The organism is Bacteroides difficilis (assembly GCF_048319815.1).
GTDB lineage: Bacteria > Bacteroidota > Bacteroidia > Bacteroidales > Bacteroidaceae > Bacteroides > Bacteroides zhangwenhongii.
The window spans coordinates 1,688,546-1,709,563 of record NZ_CP182814.1 but is presented as its reverse complement, the minus strand read 5'-3'; the positions used below and the strand labels follow the sequence as shown (position 1 = coordinate 1,709,563).

Sequence of the window (21,018 nt, the reverse complement as noted above, 5' to 3'; positions counted from 1 at the left end):
AAGGTTTAATACTTTTCCGTATTTAGTGTTAACTATGCAAATATAGGTGCAAAGCATGGAAATAGAGATCAAATAACATCCATAATTAGTCCGCTACTGTTCAAAAGGAGTATTCTGAATATCCTTTCGAGCCATCTAATGAGCTTTGTGGACAAAAGAAGATGAAATCTATTGTACAGTTTCATAACTTCTTTTATATTTGCTATATCAAAAGAACATAACTATGTCAAAAGCACACATACTAAAGAGGTATTCTTCCCTAATTTGGATATTATTCTTTGTTCTTTCTACAAAGGCTGAACAACAAGACTACTACTTCAGACAAATTTCTTTAGAACAGGGATTGTCACAATCAAGAGTGCAGTGCATTTACAGAGATCATTTAGGAGTAATATGGATAGGTACCAAATGGGGGTTAAATAGTTATGACCAATCTGAACTGAAAAGTTATTTTCATGACCGGGAGCAGCCCAACTCATTGCCCGACAATTTCATTCGTTTTATTACAGAGGATCGTTTCGGCGATTTATACGTTTCTACCAATAAAGGAATTGCCATCTACAATAAAGCAGAAAATCAATTTCAGCCATTGAAATATAACGGAAAACCATTTACCGCTTGGTCTTATCTTCAAATAGATGACAATTTCCTGTTTGGAGGAGAAGAAACTTTATACCAATACAATCTGGCGGATAAAAGTATTACGACGATCTTCCCCGACATCGATGGAGACAAGTTGAAATGTATCAACCGCATCTTTCAGTGGAGTCCCAATATACTGATAACCAGCAGTAAGAAAGATGGGCTTTGGATGTATGATCTGGCTAAAAAGAAAATGTATCGATGTCCATTTGTAAAAGAGCGCGAGATAAACACCATATTTGTTGACTCTCAAAACCGGCTTTGGGTATCATTCTATGGCAAAGGAATGGCCTGCTACTCGAAAGAGGGGAAAAGACTTTTCAGTTTATCCACCAGGAATTCCGAGCTCAACAACGACATCATTTTTGATTTTCTTGAAAAAGATAATCAACTTTGGATAGCCACTGACGGAGGAGGCATCAACATACTTGACCTCCAGACTATGAAGTTCTCTTATCTTAAACATATTTCCGATGATGAGCAATCCTTACCGAACAACTCTATCTACCGGCTCTATAAAGATCAAATGGACAATATATGGATAGGCAGCATACACGGAGGATTATTCGCTATTAAGAAAGTATTCATCAAAACCTATAAAGATGTTCCACTGAACAATCCCAATGGAGTTAGTGAACGCATCGTGGTTAGCATCTTTGAAGATAAGGATACATTGCTTTGGATTGGAACAGACGGAGGAGGTATCAACTCATTTGACCAAAAAACGAATACATTTCATCATTACCCTACTACATACGGAGAGAAAGTCACCTCTATCACAGATTTTTCTGAAAATGAGCTCTTATTATCATGTTTCAATAAAGGGGTCTATACCTTTAATAAGAGAACCGCACAGATGCAACCTTTTCCCATTATCAATGACTCTATTTCGAAAAGAGAATTTTCATCCGGCGACTTGGTAAACCTATATGCTACAAAAGATAACATTTACATATTAGGAGCAAAAGTCTATATCTACAACAAGCATACCCGGCAAACATCTATTCTCTATGCACCCCAAATAGACATTCAGCGCCAAATAGCTATGCAGGCTATTTATTCCGACGATACCCATCTGTATCTAATGGGAACCAACAACCTGTTTAAACTAAACTTCAAAACCAACGAACTGTCCTCATTGGTCAGCATGAAAGAGGGAGATGATTTCACATCGGCCTGCCGAGATGATAAAGGTAACTTTTGGATAGGAAGTAATTTCGGATTGCTCTTCTACAATAAACAGACTGGAAAAACAGAAAAGATACACACCAACTTGTTCAACAGTGTATCCAGCCTTGCCTATGATAAAAAAGGAAAAGTCTGGATAGGAGCGCAAAATATGTTCTTTGCGTATATTATTAACGAAAAACGTTTCGTTATCCTGGACGAATCCGATGGAGTTCCTTCCAACGAATTGATATTTACCCCTATTCCTGCTCTTCGTACTCCCAATCTGTATATGGGAGGCACTATGGGACTGGTACGCATTAATACGGATATTATTTTCGAAAGTAATTCGTCTCCTATTCTCAAGCTACTTGAAGTAAAACTAAATGGTAAATCAACTCTGAAACAGGTTAATAATAACTGTATTTCGATTCCCTGGAATCATTCATCGTTCAACATCAAAGTGATTGCTGACGAAAAGAACTCCTTCCGAAAACACCTTTTCCGGTATGTCATCACAGGAAAAGACAAAATGGTGATCGAGAGTTATCTCCAGACACTCGAATTGGGTACCTTAGCATCAGGGGAATATACCATCAGCGTATCCTGTGATACCCCCAACGGTGAATGGAGCCAGCCGACAGAGATCTTAACTATTATGGTCTCACCTCCTTGGTGGAAATCTACCTGGTTTATTATACTATGCATTTTCTTTGCATTTCTAGTTGCAGGAGTAGTCTTCTTTAGTTTGATAAGAAAAAAAGAAAATCGGCTGAAACGTGAGATGCGGGAACATGAGAAGAAGATATATGAAGAGAAAATACGCTTCTTAATCAATATCAGCCATGAGCTACGTACCCCTTTGACACTCATTTATGCTTCCCTGAAACGAATTCTAAATAAAGAGGTAAAGCAAGATGAGCTACCAGAATATCTACAGGGTGCATTCAAGCAGGCCAATCAGATGAAAGATATTATCAACATTGTGCTTGATGCACGCAAAATGGAGGTAGGACAGGAAGTGCTACACATCTCTTCGCATCCTTTGCACAAGTGGATACAGGAAGTGGCAGAAACATTTCAAACTGCATCGAAGGCCAAAGAAATTGAAATTACATACGACTTTGACGACAGCATACAATATATCGCGTATGACGACACCAAATGCAGAGTTGTTCTTTCCAATCTGATTATGAATGCTTTGAAATATAGCCCCAATCAGACTCGTATCGTCATAAAAACAATCCGTACAAATGAAAGTATACAGGTACACGTACAAGACCAGGGAATCGGATTGGATAACGTAGATATAAAAAAACTCTTTACCCGTTTCTACCAAGGCAAACATAATGAGGGAGGAAGTGGTATCGGTTTATCTTATGCTAAAATGTTGATTGACCTGCATGGAGGCAGGATGGGGGCTTTCAATAATGAAGACAGAGGGGCCACATTCTTTTATGAAATACCGGCTAATCTACAAGAGCAGGAAGTATCATGTCCTCAACATTCCTACCTCAACGAACTTTTAAGTTCTCCGGAGGAAGAAGAGAAAATAGAATCCGGTTCTTTCTCTCTACAAGGATATTCGCTGTTGATTGTAGAAGACAAACAGGACTTAAGGGAATTCTTAAAAAGTGCCCTTAAGGATAAATTCAAGAAGATCTATCAGGCAGAAAATGGACTGGTAGCACTGGAAGTTATTAAGCAACAGCAACCGGACATTATAGTAAGTGATGTAATGATGCCACAAATGAATGGCTATCAGCTATGCAAGGAAATTAAAGAGAATCTGAATATTAGCCATATCCCTGTCATCCTGCTTACCGCCAGAGCCGATTCTGAAAGCCAGATGTTAGGATACAAATTAGGAGCTGATGCCTATTTACCCAAACCATTTGAAATGGAAATGCTCCTCAGCGTGATCCAGAATCAGATGAGAAACCGTGAATATATTAAGTCTAGATACAGGGGCAATCAATTCATTCTGTCTCCGCAAGAGGCTACTTTCAGCAATGCAGATGAACAATTTATGATTAAATTGAATGAAATGATCGATCAGAATCTGTCTCAACCAGATTTGGATGTGAAATTCCTGACTGCTCAAATGGCAATGAGCCGGACATCCTTATATAATAAGATCAAGGAACTGACCGGCATGGGAGCAAACGATTATATCAATCGTAGAAGAATCGACAAAGCAATCATTCTTTTAACTCAGTCTGACATGAGCATTACTGAAATATCAGAGCAGGTAGGTTTCACTTATCAACGATATTTCAGTACGTTATTTAAAGAAATGAAAGGAATGACTCCTTCTCAATTCAGAGCGCAACACGGTTCTACCCAACAACAATCAGAGTAGATTCAGCACTTTAGTTTATCATTTATATAGAAATTATACTTTCCGGGACAGAGCGATTAGGATTTCCAGTGCAGATTTGGACGTTTCATGATTTGAAATGACTAAAATCTGATGAGCAGAATAGGGTATTCGACTACTTTTGCAACGAAGCAATTTAAAGAAAACGAATACACTTAAATTCAATTATTATGAGAAACTGCTATTTGACTCTGTCATTCATATGCATTTGCAGCGTTTGTTTTGCACAGCAACAGACCAATGAAATCAGTACTAAAAATCCGCCAAACAAAGAATGGAACTTCAATAATCTGGATGGATGGGAATATGGACATCAGGATGACAACCCGGATAATCAATGCATATTAGAGAATGGTTACTTACGGATTTTTACCCGGGCTAATTCAGTGGACCGGAAAAAGGTTCGCACTGTAGAACGGATTTATACAACAGGAAGATATACCTGGCGCACTCATATCCCACAAATGGGAATAGGAGATCAATGCAGCGTAGGTTCGTGGATATACCATGACGACCAACATGAATTGGATTTTGAAGTCGGATATGGCAAAGACACAGTTCGCAGGGAATTAAATGCCGCTCCGGACGAAATGATTGCTTATATGACATCGCAGGCATATCCTTTTTCTTCTGTTCCTGTAGTAATTAAGACCGGATGGCATCTGTTCGAAATTGATCTGACATTAAAAGATGGGAACTATTACATCACCTGGTTAATAGACAACGAGCCCAAACATGAACTTCAACTGAAATTTGGAAAAGACATTGCATTCCATATTTTTTGCAGTGTAGAGAATCTTAAATTTATTGGAGACCGACCGACACAGCAGGAAAATTCCGGATTGTTTGATTTCGTCAGATATACATATCATGACTAAATAAATGAGCTTAGCACATATTTCTTAAAAGCCCCCAAAAAATTAATACCATGAGAACAACGTTCATTTCACTTTTCCTGATATTCATGAGCACTTGTCTCAATGCGCAAGATAGAGCAGACTACAAATATCTTAATATGTCCTCCTCTCCTTTCAAAGTTGATGAAAGTTATCTGTCAAAACATGATATCGTTTATTTTTCTCCGACTCAATTAGAAGCCGAGGGGTTTCCTATGGGAAACGGGAACATAGGAGGCATGATCTGGAACAACGACAATGGTATTGAACTCCAGATAAACAAAAACGATTTATGGAGCAAACCAGATAAGGAAGAAAACGACCTATCCGTCCTAAAGCATGCAGCGCGTCTAAAGATAGATTTCGGTATTCCTGTTTTTAGCTGGATACACTTGAAGAACTTTGAGGGACGATTATCATTACAGAAAGGTGAAACGACTTATAAAGCCGCCACTCCTTATTCGACAACCACTATCCGGACCTGGCTGGCTCATGATCGAAACGTATGGATACTGGAATGTGAAAACCTGCCCAATGAAGAGCTAACAGGAGCTGAACAGAAAGCAACCGTTTCACTCGAAAGGCTCGGCAGTCGTTCTTTCTCCGGATGGTATGCCGGACGATTTCCCAAAGATCCAAAGATAGGCATAGGCAAAACCCAGTCATTACTCAACGGCAATGATATGATTATTGAAGAAAATGGCGACGGACTGCATTTCGCCGTAGCGTGCAGAATCATAAAAGAACCGGCTTCGCCTGTGATTATCAATTCACATCGCATGGAACAGAAAACGGTTAAAAACAAGTTCACAGTCCTGATTAGTGTAGTGACAGATCGTGAGAATAAGGCTCCTGTAGAAGCTGCCCGAAGATTACTTGATGAAGCGGAAACAGATGGCATTGAACAATTAAAGGCAGATAAAGATAATTGGTACAAAAATTTCTGGTCTAATGCTTTCATGAAATTAGGAGACGATTATCTTGAAAACATCTATTATCTGCGCAGATACCTGATGGCTGCCGGTTCGCAAGGAGAATTTCCTGTTGCATTCAATGGAGGATTGTGGCGTTGGAATCGCGATGTCATGAATTGGGTAACTCCTCATCATTGGAATACACAACAGCAATACTGGGGATTATGTGCGCAGAATGACTGTCAACTAATGGCTCCGTATCTCAACACATACTTCAAGATGATTCCATCGGGAGAAACGCTCGCAAAAGAATATGGAGCATCAGATGATGCATTACTTATCACTGAAGCCCATTGTTTCACCGGAGAGCAGACAGGGAAAGACCGTGAAGATATGAGAAACAACTTTACTCCTGCTTCACAAATAGCTTCTCTCTTTTGGGATTACTATGCGTTCACCGGAGACAAAGACTTTCTGAAAAGCAAAGCATACGTTTTCATGAAAAAGGCTGCTAATTTCTATCTCGATAAATTACAATGGGATGCAGAAAAGAAAGAGTTCTATTTTCTTTCTTCTTTATATGAGTCAGCAGATATCAGCTATGCAAAGAATACGATTAGTGACAGGAATTGCATCGAACAGCTTTTCAGAAATTGTATCAAAGCAGCCACTCTATTAAAGACGGACAAAGATAAAATTGCCCAATGGAAACACGTATTGAATCACTTATGGAAGATTTCTTACGAGCCGTTTGAATCATGTGGAGAAGTTATCGCTCCGGGGGAAGAATACTATACAGAGTTACGATACTCTCCCTGGATGTGGGCGAGTGCCGGCTCAAGTGCCTTTCCAACAGGTCTGATTGGCATTGATGATAAAGATTCGCGCATGGGAAAAGCTATAACCAATTTACTGAAATGTCGTGAGAGTGCAAATGCACACTACCCTCTCCCGGAAATTGCAGCACGAATGGGACTTGGAGACGAAGCTCTTAAATACCTTATGAATGGAGTGAATATCCATCAAATGTATCCACAAGGACTGATGCACAATGTCACCGGATATCCGGATAATATTTATGACCTCCAATCCGTTCACGACTTGTTGGGGCATATTTACACTATCCGTTCGCATGATTTCTTCCAATGTGGAATGGAGCCTATAAGCAATTATAGTACAGCAATGAATGAGATGATGCTCCAAAGCAATGAAGACAAAATCAGAGTATTTCCTGCAATACCAGCAGCATGGGATACAACACGAATAGCTTTCACCTTACTGGCAAGAGGAGCATTCATTGTGTCGTCCGAAAGAGATGAACAAACCAAAGTAACCCAGATAGGAATAAAAAGTCTGAAAGGAAATATCTGCAGAGTTCAAAACCCATGGCCGGTTAATGATATTGTGGTGATATCAGTCAATGATAAAAACAAAGTAAAATATAAAATTGAGAAGAATAATGTGATTACGTTTACCACAATCACAGACGGAGAATATATTGTTAAGCTCAACAGTGATAAAGAAGTAAATGTCCCAACTGTTTATTCCGGAACTCCTAATAGCAAGGTAAAATATTGGAAACAGCGTACTTTAGGTAAAAATAGCGGATGGAATGACAATCCCATCCAACATTAGCCCACATCAAATGAACAGGTCTTTCACTGCCATTCAAAGAGAACGTCATGCTCTCTAAATGTAAAATAGCCCTCGCTACAAATCTGTAACGAGGGTGTTTTTTAGAGGAGTCATTTCTCCTCTTGCTAATGTTTTGTTTATGTGCTTTTTATATCTGAATATATCAATCAGATAATCCCTCTCACTCTATCGTCAAATGCAGAAAGCGCAGCTTTCGCCCCTTCGCCCATAGAGATAATAATTTGCTTATAAGGAACCGTAGAAACATCTCCGGCTGCATAGATACCCGTCACATTCGTACGGCAATGTGCATCAATCATGATTTCACCCGGACGGTTGGTTTCCACTATGTCGCGGAATACACTGCTATTCGCAGAAAGCCCGATCTGTACAAATACACCATCCAATTCCACCAAACGTTCTTCTTCCGTTTTGCGGTCTTTGATGCGCAGGGCAGTCAGTTTATCACCATTCCCTATCACTTCCGTAGTCTGTGAACTTACAAACACTTCCACATTCGGCAATGATTTAAGTCGCTCTTGAAGTACACTGTCTGCTTTCAACTCATCCATAAATTCAAAAACAGTCACTTTGGAGCAGATACCGGCCAAGTCAATGGCTGCCTCAATACCTGAATTTCCTCCACCTACTACTGCTACATGCTTTCCTTTATAAAACGGACCATCGCAATGAGGACAGAAAGCGACACCACGACCTATATATTCGGCTTCTCCCGGAACATTCAGTTTACGCCAGCTTGCACCAGTTGCAATAATCAGCGCCGGAGTCAGGAATTTCTCACCAACAGAGGTCGTGATCTGCTTCTGTTTTCCAACCACTTCTACTTTTTCTACTTTACGATGCTCCAGTAAATCCACCGGATAGCGTAAGAGATGTGTTTTCAGATTATCGGCAAGTTCATTTCCTGTCGTTTCCGGAACAGAAATTAAATTCTCAATACCCACCGTTTCTTTCACCTGTCCGCCAATACGCTCGGCCACGATAGCTACACGGAGTCCTTTACGGGCAGAATAAATAGCCGCCGATACTCCTGCAGGTCCTCCACCGGCTACAATCACATCATATTCTTTCACCTCTGCATTCGCTTTGGTTTCGTCAATACCATATTGTTCTTCCAACTTGGCAAGCAATTCGCCAAATTCACCACGGCCTACATGAAGTAATTTTCCGTCTGCAAAGACAGAGGGCACTCCTTGTATCTTCAGTGCATCTACTTCATCCTGATAAAGCGCACCGTCTACCATTTCATGCGTAATAGCCGGATTCAAAGTAGTCATTGCATTCAGAGCCTGCACTACGTCAGGGCAATTCGTACAAGTCAACGAAACATAAGTGGTCAGATGTATCGGACCTTTCAGTGCTTTCACACGGTTGCAAACAGCCTCATCAGGAAAGTTCTTTCCTTTGCCATCCAGATTCAGGATAGCCAAAAGCAATGACGTGAATTCATGTCCGTTAGGAATACCCCGGAATGTAATTCCGGTGCGGTCGCCATTCTTCAGTAAAGTAAACTTCAATGCGTCTCCCTCATTCACTACACAAGTGATATGATTGGAACAATCCGCTACATCTCCCAGCAGCTCCAATAATTCTGTTTTGTTTTCGTGGCTGGATGATACGGATATATCAAAAGTAAAGTTTGCCTCCAGCCCAGCAAAAATACCCTTTAATTGTTCTTTTAATGCAGATTCTAACATATCTTTTGGGGGCTAAATCTTACCTACCAGGTCGATGCTTGGTTTCAAGGTAGACTCACCCTTCTTCCATTTAGCCGGGCAAACTTCTCCGTCATGGCTGGCTACAAACTGTGCAGCTTCCACTTTACGAAGCAATTCACTTGCATCACGGCCAATATTGTTATCATTCAGTTCCACCACTTTAATCTTTCCTTCCGGATTGACAACGAATGTACCGCGATAAGCCATACCTTCTTCTTCGATATATACACCCAGTGCACGGCTCAAAGCGCCAGTCGGGTCTGCCAACATCGGGTATTGAATCTTGCGAATGCTTTCAGAAGCATCATGCCAAGCTTTGTGCACGAAATGAGAGTCAGTACTTACCGAATAGATTTCTACACCCATTGCCTTGAACTGATCGTACTTTTCAGCCATATCCACCAATTCAGTAGGACATACGAAAGTAAAGTCAGCGGGATAGAAGAAAAGAATCGCCCATTTACCTTTCAGGTCATTGTTGGTTACAGTCTTGAAAGCTCCGTTGTGAAAAGCCTGAACACTGAATTCAGGAAGTTGAGAATTTAAAATTGGTTCCATAATCTTTATTGCTTTTATTGTTATTAATTGATTTGACTTATAACATCAGAAACAATGTTTTGTTTTTTGTTTCTGATGCAAAGATAAAGGCAGAACCCCCGCCTTTGCAAAAAAAGTCCAATCGAATATTTCTATGCTATGATAGATGAAATTAATAAAAGCATTTTATAACTTTGCATGCATAAATAAAAAACTGAAAGTATACACGATCATGAAACATCCTCTTGCCCAGTTCCTATATTGCCCTGAATGTGGTTCCTCTCATTTTGAGGTCAACAACGAGAAATCTAAAAAATGTGCAGATTGCGGCTTTGTCTATTATTTCAATCCTTCTGCTGCTACAGTAGCACTCATCTTGAATGAGAAAAGTGAACTGCTTGTCTGCCGACGTGCCAAAGAGCCAGCCAAAGGGACTCTCGACCTACCCGGCGGATTCATCGATATGAATGAAACAGGCGAAGAAGGTGTTGCCCGCGAAGTACTGGAAGAAACAGGGCTGAAAGTTAAAAAAGCCGTTTACCAGTTCACACTTCCCAATATTTATATTTATTCAGGTTTTCCTGTACACACACTCGATATGTTTTTCCTCTGCACTGTAGAAGACATGAACCATTTCTCCGCCATGGATGATGTAGCAGATTCTTTCTTCCTACCTCTCTCCGAGATTCATCCGGAAGATTTTGGGTTGGATTCTATCCGGCGAGGACTTAAAAAGTTCTTATCTGGCAGATAATTCGTTAAAATATAACAAACTACAGAAACATATCCCCTTTCATTCTGTACTTTTGCATAAACACCCGATTATGAAAAAAGAAATTACTAGACTCATTTGTGCGGCTATCTGCTGCACACCTATTATAGGATTTGCCCAGACAAGTGATAAATTCACTTCGACCGACAACCTTTATAAAGAAGGGAAAGAACTTTTCCAGGAAAAAAATTATGCAGCCGCCCTGCCGGCACTGAAAGCATTTGTAAAACAAAAGCCTGCCGCCAGCCTTCTTCAAGACGCAGAATACATGCTGGCCTGTTCCGCTTATGAACTGAAAGACAAGAACCGGATCGAAATCCTGCGCAAGTATCTCGACCGCTATCCTGACACTCCTTACGCCAATCGTATTTATGCGCTATTGGCCTCCTGCTATTTCTATGAAGGAAAATACGACGAAGCACTGGCGCTCTTCAACTCTGCCGACCTCGGTCTACTGGGTAACGAGGAACGGGATGACTGCACTTACCAATTGGCTACCTGTTATCTGAAAACCGATAATCTACGAGAAGCCGCAATTTGGTTTGAAACATTGCGCGCCAACAGTCCCAAATATACCAAAGACTGTGATTATTATCTCTCTTATATCCGCTATACGCAAAAACGCTATAACGAAGCACTGAAAGGCTTCCTGCCGTTACAGGACGATTCGAAGTACAAGGCACTTGTCCCCTACTACATTGCCGAAATTTATGCACAGCTAAAAAATTATGATAAGGCACAGATTGTAGCTCAGAATTATTTATCAGCTTATCCAAACAACGAACATGCTGCAGAAATGTACCGCATTCTGGGAGATGCCTACTACCACTTCGGACAATATCACCAAGCAGTAGAATCATTTAACGAATATCTTGATAAAGATCACTCAGCACCTCGTCGTGATGCACTTTATATGTTGGGACTTTCTTATTATCAGACAAAAGTCTATTCCAAAGCAGCCGAAACATTAGGTAAAGTGACAACAACCAACGATGCCCTCACACAAAACGCCTACCTCCATATGGGGCTTTCCTATCTGCAACTGGCAGAAAAAAACAAAGCCCGTATGGCTTTCGAACAAGCAGCCGCCTCCAATGCTAACATGCAAATCAAGGAACAGGCAGCCTACAATTACGCTCTTTGCCTGCATGAAACTTCCTTCTCCGCTTTCGGCGAATCCGTCACTGCCTTCGAGAAGTTCCTGAATGAATTCCCGACTTCTCCTTACGCTGAAAAAGTCAGCAGCTATTTGGTAGAAGTTTACATGAATACCCGCAGTTATGATGCAGCCCTGAAATCCATCGACCGGATAGCCAAGCCAAGTGCGCAAATATTGGAAGCCAAACAGAAAATATTGTTTCAGTTAGGTACACAGTCCTTCGCCAATGCCAACTTTGAACAAGCCTTGAAATACCTGAATCAATCCATAGCTATCGGACAATACAACCGTCAGACGAAAGCAGACGCGTATTATTGGTGCGGAGAATCCTACTATCGCCTCAACCGTATGACGGAAGCCGCACGTGACTTCAATGCATATCTGCAACTGACAACCCAACCCAACAACGAAACGTATGCACTTGCCAATTACAATTTAGGATACATCGCTTTCCACCGAAAAGATTATTCCCAGGCAAGTCACTACTTCCAAAAATATATCCGCCTGGAGAAAGGAGAAAATACAACCGCACTTGCCGATGCCTATAACCGTGTCGGCGACTGTTACCTACACGTACGCAATTTCGAAGAGGCCAAGCATTATTATTCACAAGCCGAACAAATGAATACTCTCTCCGGAGACTATTCTTTCTATCAATTGGCTCTTGTGTCCGGTCTACAGAAAGATTATTCCGGCAAAATCACCCTACTGAATCGCCTGGTAGGAAAATATCCGGCTTCTCCATACGCTGTGAATGCCATTTATGAAAAAGGACGGTCGTATGTGCTGATGGATAACAATAACCAGGCTATTACTTCCTTTAAAGAACTAATGAACAAATATCCGGAAAGCCCTGTCAGCAGAAAAGCCGCTGCAGAAATCGGTTTGCTGTATTATCAAAAGGATGATTACAACCAGGCAATCGAAGCCTATAAACAAGTTATCGAAAAATATCCGGGCAGTGAAGAAGCCCGGATGGCTATGCGCGATCTAAAATCGATCTATGTAGATCTCAACCGCATCGATGAATTTGCTGCTCTTGCCAATGCCATGCCGGGACATATCCGCTTCGACGCCAATGAACAGGACTCTCTGACATATACTGCCGCAGAAAAAATCTATATGCGGGGACGACTGGAAGAAGCAAAAACAAGTTTCAACAAATACTTGCAGACTTTCCCGGAAGGAGCTTTCAGCTTGAACGCACATTACTATCTTTGCCTGATCGGAAGCGAACAGAAGAACTATGATATGATTCTTCTCCATTCCGGGAAGCTATTGGAATACCCCAACAATCCGTTTGCAGAAGAAGCTCTTATTCTTCGTGCCGAAGTACAGTTCAATCAGCAACAGACTGCAGACGCTTTGACCAGCTATAAAATGCTGAAAGAGAAAGCAACTAATGTGGAACGCCGCCAGCTTGCTGAAACCGGAGTACTTCGTTGCGCTTTTCTGCTGAGAGACGACATCGAAACAATTCATGCCGCTACCGACTTGCTGGCAGAAGCCAAACTTAGTCCGGAGCTAAGAAACGAAGCCCTTTATTATCGCGCCAAAGCATATATCAAGCAGAAAGCCGATAAAAAAGCTGTGGATGATTTGCGTGAGTTAGCCAAAGATACGCGTAATGCATATGGAGCTGAAGCCAAATATCTGGTGGCACAATCGCTTTACGATGCAAAAGAATACAACGCCGCCGAGAAAGAACTTCTCAACTACATAGAGCAAAGTACACCACACGCTTATTGGCTGGCACGCAGTTTTGTCCTTTTGTCCGATGTATATGCCGCCATGGGCAAAGACTTGGATGCACGCCAATACCTGTTGAGCCTGCAACAGAATTATCAAGGCAACGATGACATCGCAACTATGATCGAAAGCAGACTGAGCAAATTGAAAGTTAAAAATTGAAAGTTGAGAACTAAAATATAAAACTAAAATGAAACGATCTCTTTATATAATAGGTGGAATCACATTGGCAATCTCCATGCCATCCCATCTCCTAGCCCAAACGACACAGCCGAAAGATACGACCATGAATCGTACCGTCGTTGTGGAACAAGAATACAATCCGGACATCATGGATGCTTCCAAAGTGAACGTCCTGCCTAAAGTCGAAGAACCGACTGTCAGCAAAAAAGAAGTGGAATATGCCACTACATTTTTTCCGGCAACTTCCGTTCCGGCAGGGTTGATGAATCCTTATACCGGAAAAGAAATACAACCCGGAAGCGCCCCCGGATATGTACGTGCCGGTTACGGCAATTTAGGCAATCTGGACATCCTCGCCAATTATCTATTCCGTCTGTCGAAGAAAGACAAGCTGAATGTACGTTTTCAAATGGACGGTATGGATGGGAAGTTGACTCTCCCTTACACAGACGGCGAAAAATGGAATGCTTTTTACTACCGCACACGTGCCAATGTGGATTATACGCACCAGTTCAATAAATTAGACTTGAATATTGCTGGAAACTTCGGGCTAAGCAACTTCAACTTCCTGCCGGGAAGCGTCAACAGCAAGCAGAAATTCACCTCCGGTGACTTCCATGCGGGTATTCATTTCATTGATGAGACTGCACCACTGCGTTTCAATGCAGAAACGAACCTGTTGATGTACGAACGCCAACACAATATGATCAGTGAAAATGATGCAAATACAGCCATCAAGGAAACAATCATACGCACCAAAGGTGATGTCACAGGAGCCATCAACGATCAACAATCCGTTACTATCGCTCTGGAAATGAATAATCTTTTATACAGTGGATACACTAAGAACCCATCTACGGGAGATGAATATTTCAAGAACTATACGACTCTACTTGTGAATCCATATTATGAATTGAATAATGACGATTGGAAATTACACATCGGAGCCAATGTAGATTTATCTTTCGGATTTGACAAGTCATTCCGTATTTCACCGGATGTCACTGCACAATACATATTCTCGGATAGTTACATTGTTTATGCAAAAGCAACTGGCGGTAAGAAACTGAATGATTTCCGAAGGCTGGAAAGCCTTTGTCCATACGGAGACTCTTACTTTTCAACAACATCTGCCGAATCAAGCAACCGCCGTCCTTATGACATGTATGAACAACTGAACGCTAGTCTAGGACTGAAAGCCAGCCCCTATCCAGGTATATGGTTCCAACTGTTCGGTGGATACCAGAATTTAAAGAATGACTTGCTTTACTCCTATTCAAGCTTGTCCGATACAAGCATCGGAACAGTAAGTACCATGCTCGCTTTCACACAAATACACACCGATAATGTCTATGCCGGCATAAAATTAACTTATGACTACAAAGATGTACTGTCCCTGTCCGCCCATTACATATACCGCAACTGGAACAGTGACAATAACGAATATCTACTTGCCGTAAAGCCTGAAAATGAAGCATCCATCTCTCTCAACGTACATCCCACCTCTGCACTCCAACTGAATGCCGGTTTTGATTACATCAGCCGCAAGAAGGAAGCAACATCTTTCAATATGTCAGATATTAGCGATCTGCATATCGGAGCCAGCTATAATGTATTCAAAGGAGTATCCGTTTATGCGCAAGTACATAACCTGCTGAACAAGAAATATCAATATTATTTGGGCTATCCCGCCGAAGGATTCAACTTCTTAGGAGGACTGAGTTTCCGGTTCTAAGATAAAGAAAAAGGGGGTATTCCTACTTATATGAATACCCCCTTTACAAACCAAAACAACCTTCAATTATTTTGTTATCCTTATAACAAATCCACCACCAGGAACCATGTGTAAATTCAACTTCTTATTGGCTGATACGCGGATCACTTCACGCTTATAGTCTTTCCCAACACGATCGGCATTGATACCATCTCTAAATATTTCCGCATTGAACTCACCATCAGCCAAGAAAGACAGATCGACTTCAACATCACGCTCTTTCCAGTCGGTCAATCCACCCACATACCAGATGCCGTCTTTCTCACGTGCCATTACAATATGTTCGCCTACTTTTCCGCTTATTGGAAGTGTCTGATTCCATACAGTAGGAATGGCAGCGATAAACTTCGTACATTCTTCCTCTTTCAGATAATTAGTAGGTGCATCACACAGCATATTAATAGGAGAATCAAAAATAGTATACAATGCTAACTGACGGCAACGGGTACCCTGACTCATCGGTTCTGTATAGACAGCATGAAAGTTCTTCATGATTACGTTATTCATCGCTCCCTGTGTATAATCAAGCGGTCCGGCAACCATGCGGATGAAAGGAACTGTCACATCATATATCACTTGATCTGTTCCCGGTTCTGCCCACTTCATTTCTTCCAGTCCATGGACACCCTCGAAATTGATCGTATTCGGATAAGTACGTTGCAAGCCAGTCGGTTTGAACGTTCCATGGAGATCTATCAGCAATTTGTATTTTGCTCCGGTTTCAGCCGCTTTACGGTTAAACTCAACTACTTGTTGGTCGTCACGGTCCATAAAATCAATCTTGAAGCCTTTGATTCCCATTGCGGCATAATGCTTACATACACGATCCATGTCTTTTTCAAAAGCACGATAGCCCGCCCAAAGTATCAAATCTACATTTTTGCTTTTTGCATAGCTAATCAACTCTTTCAAATCGATTTCAGGAATCACTTCAAACAAATCCGCTTTACCCGGCACTGCCCAGCCCTCATCCAATATCACATATTCGATACCGAATTTCGAGGCAAAGTCAATATAGTATTTATAAGTCTCATTGTTGATACCTGCGCGGAAATCCACGTTGTAGAGATTCCAGTCGTTCCACCAGTCCCAAGCCACTTTACCCGGTTTAATCCAAGAAAAATCTGTAAATTGTGCCGGAGTAGCCAGTTTATATACCATATCATTACAAAGCAGTTCTGCATCATCCTTGGCAATGACCATGACACGCCAGGGAAATGCTGTGTTTCCCTCCACTTTAGCAATATAGGGTTCACGAGATTTTACTACCCCTTTCAGCCCGCGAACTTCGTCTACTATCGTTTTCGGATAAGCTGCAAAGATTCCATCCAGAGAATATCCATGCTCACCATGCTTCACATACATACCCGGATAGTTCATCAAATCGGCTTCAGTGATACAGATTTTTTTTCCGTTCTTTCCCTCGACCAAAACCGGTAAAAAGGCAATCTGTTCCTTATCCCATTCAGACAAGGCAGTTTCTAGATACGTATTTTGGAAAGAACTGTAGAAAGGATCTTTCTTGCCCTCGTTCATTCGGCCTTTCGGTGAAGCTACAAAAACTTTCGGATCATTCGGAAAACAGAAAGAAGCCTGCTCGCTTTCCACCATAAACGGCTTCTTCAGTTCAGAGACAAAACGATAGGCTGCACCATCTTCATAAGCTCTGAACACCAAGCTATATCCTCCTTTAAAGTCAATGGTCAGTTCATTGAACTGGTCCTTGATTGATTTCTTCTTATAGATGGGAGGATAGATAGTCTCATTTACAGAACGGCGGCTAATCTTCTTTACTTTTGGATTGAGTCCGAAAGCTGTACCATCAGTTAGTTTCATGAAAATAGGAGACGGAGCCACCATCACATCGTTGTCGTGAAGAACGGAGTATTCCACATTCTTATCATTCACAATCACGTTCACCTGCACTTTACCGGAAATGTCTTTCAGCTCGTACACTTTTTGTGCACAAATGGTTAGAGGTGCGATAGCCATTAGAACCGGCAAAAGTCTTTTCATCATACGTTTCATAAACTAATACTTTTTGTATTTCACACGGTTTTTTATTTACATATTTATCATAAGAGTACCATTTTTTTAGAAATCAATTGTCACCTGATAGGTATCCTTATTCTCAAAGAAAGCCTGTTGCACCTCATATTCGGGAAGCCATACGTATTTCTTTTCCCCTTTATATTCGGCTTCGAGCAAGAAAGTGAACCAGCGATTATAAGGCAATTCGTCGGTATGCAAAGGAGGTGCGGGACTATCATATAAGTTGGGGACACCAGTTATCAGATATTCTCCTTTCTTATCCGTCTCATAAGTACGGTAAGGAGTAGCGATCAGATCATTAAATTTTGCACGTGAACCATACAGATTCAGCTTTACCCCTTTTTGCTTTTTACCTTTCACTTTTACAGATACCTGTATGTTTTCGGGGAACATTTGTTTGAAGAATCCGTCGAAATCACGTCTCGGACGTTTGGATTTGGCGGTGTGATTGATTATATGAACTGCATACGAGCTCCATTTATATGTTTTATAATGACTGTTCATCACACAAGAGTCAGGTTCATATTCGATATGGTTCACCGGATTGTTCTTTGCCCGGATTCTATCAGCATACAAGTCGGTTACCCCACGATAATGTCCGAACTCATGTGCCACTCCTCTATGAAAATAGTCGATACCAAACAGATCTTCATGTTCCGTCTTGCTGCGGCTACGACAAATTACCATATTCAGATCGTCCGCCCCACCACCGCAATACCATCCTTTAGCCGATTCTTCATCGTCAAAATCAAGAATAGAATCTATAATCAGCAGTACATCGTGATTGGGAAAACCGGCACTTTTCTGATAGATTTTCTCCAATTGGCGGGAGGAGCAGTCGTAAATCACCTGCAGATCCGGTATATAACGGAAATAGTAGTTGAAACGTCCATTGCCGGCTTTGTTCCAGAAGTCGTTCACTTGGTCGAAAAAAGCATTCAGCTTCGCTTGATAAGCTTCTTTACCTCCCCAATGCTCCACTCCGGCCTTATCGACAGCCGCAAATACCCGGTATTCAATGGTGTCCAAAGATTGTTGAATCAGATTTTCCTCCAATGTCTTTGCCTCCATCCAAGAGAAGAAAGGCAATAGAGCAGGAAATATAAGCCATCTTTTCCAGTTGTTTTTCATATAGTTCTTAGTTAAGAATGTATTTTATTTCTTGTAAATCACGACTATTTCCACCGACCATCAAAGTGAAGTCTCCTTTCTCCACAATGAACTTCATTTGATTATTGTAGAATCCTAGTTGTTCATCTTTTACGTCGAAGGTGACCGTTTTGCTTTCACCTGGATTCAGCTTAATCTTTTCAAAGCCTTTCAATTCTTTGATAGGGCGAGTGATAGAAGCCACCTCATCGCGTACATACAACTGAACAACTTCCTCTCCCTCGTATTTTCCAGTATTGGTAACCGTTACAGCAACACGTGTATAAGTACCTTTTCCATCACCCGGAAGCAGTTTCACATCCGAATAATTGAAAGTAGTGTATGACAAACCGTAGCCGAACGGATAAGCAGGCTCCGTAGGAATATCAATGTACTTCGCACACCACCCGCCCAATGCAGTGGGGCGTCCTGTGCTCTTATATTGATAATACAATGGTATCTGTCCGTTATGCTGCGGAAAAGTCATTGGCAGCTTACCCGAAGGATTATAATCTCCCCAAAGTACATTACAAATAGCATTACCAGCTTCACTCCCCAGCCACCAGGTACATAAGATAGCGGGAGCATCCCGACGAACTTCATTGAAAATAACAGGACGACCACACATCATTAGTACAACTACCGGTTTGCCAGTCTTCACCAATTCGGAAACCAAACGCTGTTGTTCGGCAGCAATAGAAATATCTCCTTTCGAACGCATCTCACCACTTTCCCAAGCTTGTTCTCCCATTGCAACGATAACCACATCCGATTGGCGGGCAGCAGCTAAAGTCTGATCCAGATTTACAATTTTATTCGTTTTCAGATCGTACCCATCATTATAGTTGATGTCTACTCCTCGTTTCTCCATTGCCTCATACAAGGTTACTACTTTACCAACCTCTGCACAGGACCATGCACCGCACATATCTTTCTGCGACTTGGAAAGCGCACCAATCAAAGCAACTTTCTTGATAGAAGAAGAAAGCGGTAACACCGAGTTTTCATTTTTCAAAAGAACAATAGAACGTTCGGAAACGTAGCATGCTTCCTTGCGGGATTCCTGTGAACCAATCACTGTACGTTCCCTTTCTTCATCACAGTATCGGAACGGATCATCAAATAATCCCAGTTTATATTTCTGTTCCAAAATACGTCTGACAGCATCATCCACCAGCTTGATAGATACCTTACCCTCTTTTACCAGAGACACCAGATTCTTGGAATAGCATTCACTGACCATCTCCATATCCAGTCCGGCCTTGATTCCTTTATAAGCAGCTTCTTTTTCATCTTTCGCATAACGGTGGTTCATCATTTCTCCCACTGATCCCCAGTCGGATACTACAAACCCTTTAAATCCCCATTGATTCTTCAGGAGCTCCCTCAACAGAAAAGTACTTCCGGTAGACGGTTCGTTATTAAAGTCATTGAACGCACTCATGAAAGTAGCAGCACCGGCCTCTGCACCAGCCTTGTAAGGAGGCATATAGAAATTGGCAAACTGTCCCATCGACATATCCACACTATTATAATCTTTTCCGGCAATAGCTGCACCATATCCGGCAAAGTGCTTAATACAGGATAAAATAGTATTCTCTTTCGATAAATCATCTCCCTGTAAACCATGTACACGCGCCTTAGCAACCAACGAGCCATAATAAGGATCTTCACCGGCCCCTTCCATCACACGCCCCCACCGGGCATCCCAGCTAATATCCACCATTGGAGCAAACGTCCAATGCAACCCGGCTGCCGCAGCTTCCTTTGCCGCACATCTCGATCCTCTTTCTATAGCATCCAGATCAAAACTCGCAGCCTCTGCCAATGGCAACGGAAAACCTGTTCTATATCCATGAATAACATCCAATCCGAAAAGCAAAGGAATCTGTAAACGTGATTTCATAGCTGCCTCCTGATATTTACGAGTATTAGCAGCACCGGATACATTCAGCAAAGAACCGATCAATCCCTTACTTATATCTTCTGTCCGACTGATACGTGTATTATCAGGACCTGTGGCAAATCCACCGGAACATTGGCTTAACTGCCCCACTTTTTCTTCCAGTGTCATATTTTTCATCAGACCGGATATGAAACGATTCATTTGAGCCTCATCCTTTTGATTCTGCGCCATGCTTCCCATAGCGAAAATCGCCATACACGAATATGTAATTAGTCTTTTCGTCATTTTATTATAAGAGTTTATCTGTATTAATTTAAATGTTAATATCCTCCATACGTTTTACTTTCTATCGCAAAGATAGCCG

11 protein-coding genes are annotated in these 21,018 nt (G+C 41.5%); 6 read left to right on the top strand and 5 right to left on the bottom strand.

The annotated features are described in order from the left end of the window. The first annotated feature begins 223 nt into the window (after positions 1-223). The 3 genes from ACNOGP_RS06235 (at position 224) to ACNOGP_RS06225 (ending at position 7,634) form a co-directional block, all read left to right on the top strand. On the top strand, positions 224-4,171 hold the full coding sequence (locus ACNOGP_RS06235) for a hybrid sensor histidine kinase/response regulator transcription factor (RefSeq protein WP_118299412.1): 3,948 nt from the start codon (positions 224-226) through the stop codon (positions 4,169-4,171). A gap of 188 nt (positions 4,172-4,359) precedes the next feature. Beyond that, positions 4,360-5,067, top strand: a complete 708-nt coding sequence (locus ACNOGP_RS06230) for a hypothetical protein (RefSeq protein ID WP_258977350.1) — start codon at positions 4,360-4,362, stop codon at positions 5,065-5,067. Positions 5,068-5,117: 50 nt separating this feature from the next. After that, the gene (locus ACNOGP_RS06225; RefSeq protein WP_418214346.1) at positions 5,118-7,634 is read left to right on the top strand and encodes a glycosyl hydrolase family 95 catalytic domain-containing protein; all 2,517 of its coding nucleotides are present in this window, start codon (positions 5,118-5,120) and stop codon (positions 7,632-7,634) included. 167 nt (positions 7,635-7,801) lie between these two features. Here the strand turns inward: ACNOGP_RS06225 and ahpF are convergent, their stop codons facing one another. Then, entirely contained in the window at positions 7,802-9,352 is a 1,551-nt protein-coding gene (ahpF, locus tag ACNOGP_RS06220) for an alkyl hydroperoxide reductase subunit F (protein ID WP_418214345.1), read from the bottom strand. A gap of 12 nt (positions 9,353-9,364) precedes the next feature. Further along, positions 9,365-9,931, bottom strand: coding sequence for an alkyl hydroperoxide reductase subunit C (gene ahpC, locus ACNOGP_RS06215; RefSeq protein WP_004307892.1), 567 nt, complete (start codon positions 9,929-9,931; stop codon positions 9,365-9,367). Positions 9,932-10,142: 211 nt separating this feature from the next. On the opposite strand from ahpC, the gene ACNOGP_RS06210 reads away from it, so the two are divergent. The 3 genes from ACNOGP_RS06210 (at position 10,143) to ACNOGP_RS06200 (ending at position 15,508) form a co-directional block, all read left to right on the top strand. Then, complete coding sequence (locus ACNOGP_RS06210; protein WP_418214344.1) at positions 10,143-10,664, top strand: NUDIX domain-containing protein; 522 nt, start codon at positions 10,143-10,145, stop codon at positions 10,662-10,664. A gap of 70 nt (positions 10,665-10,734) precedes the next feature. Further along, positions 10,735-13,752, top strand: a complete 3,018-nt coding sequence (locus ACNOGP_RS06205) for a tetratricopeptide repeat protein (protein WP_418214343.1) — start codon at positions 10,735-10,737, stop codon at positions 13,750-13,752. 28 nt (positions 13,753-13,780) lie between these two features. Beyond that, positions 13,781-15,508 (top strand): TonB-dependent receptor, encoded by a 1,728-nt coding sequence (locus tag ACNOGP_RS06200; RefSeq protein WP_418214342.1) that lies wholly within the window; start codon positions 13,781-13,783, stop codon positions 15,506-15,508. Positions 15,509-15,574: 66 nt separating this feature from the next. Here ACNOGP_RS06200 and ACNOGP_RS06195 read toward each other — a convergent pair whose 3' ends face one another. The 3 genes from ACNOGP_RS06195 to ACNOGP_RS06185 form a co-directional block, all read right to left on the bottom strand. Further along, the gene (locus ACNOGP_RS06195; protein WP_418214341.1) at positions 15,575-17,575 is read right to left on the bottom strand and encodes a glycoside hydrolase family 97 protein; all 2,001 of its coding nucleotides are present in this window, start codon (positions 17,573-17,575) and stop codon (positions 15,575-15,577) included. 66 nt (positions 17,576-17,641) lie between these two features. Continuing rightward, complete coding sequence (locus tag ACNOGP_RS06190) at positions 17,642-18,730, bottom strand: hypothetical protein (RefSeq protein ID WP_418214340.1); 1,089 nt, start codon at positions 18,728-18,730, stop codon at positions 17,642-17,644. 7 nt (positions 18,731-18,737) lie between these two features. Beyond that, positions 18,738-20,939, bottom strand: coding sequence for a glycoside hydrolase family 3 N-terminal domain-containing protein (locus ACNOGP_RS06185; protein ID WP_418214339.1), 2,202 nt, complete (start codon positions 20,937-20,939; stop codon positions 18,738-18,740). Positions 20,940-21,018 lie beyond the last annotated feature (79 nt).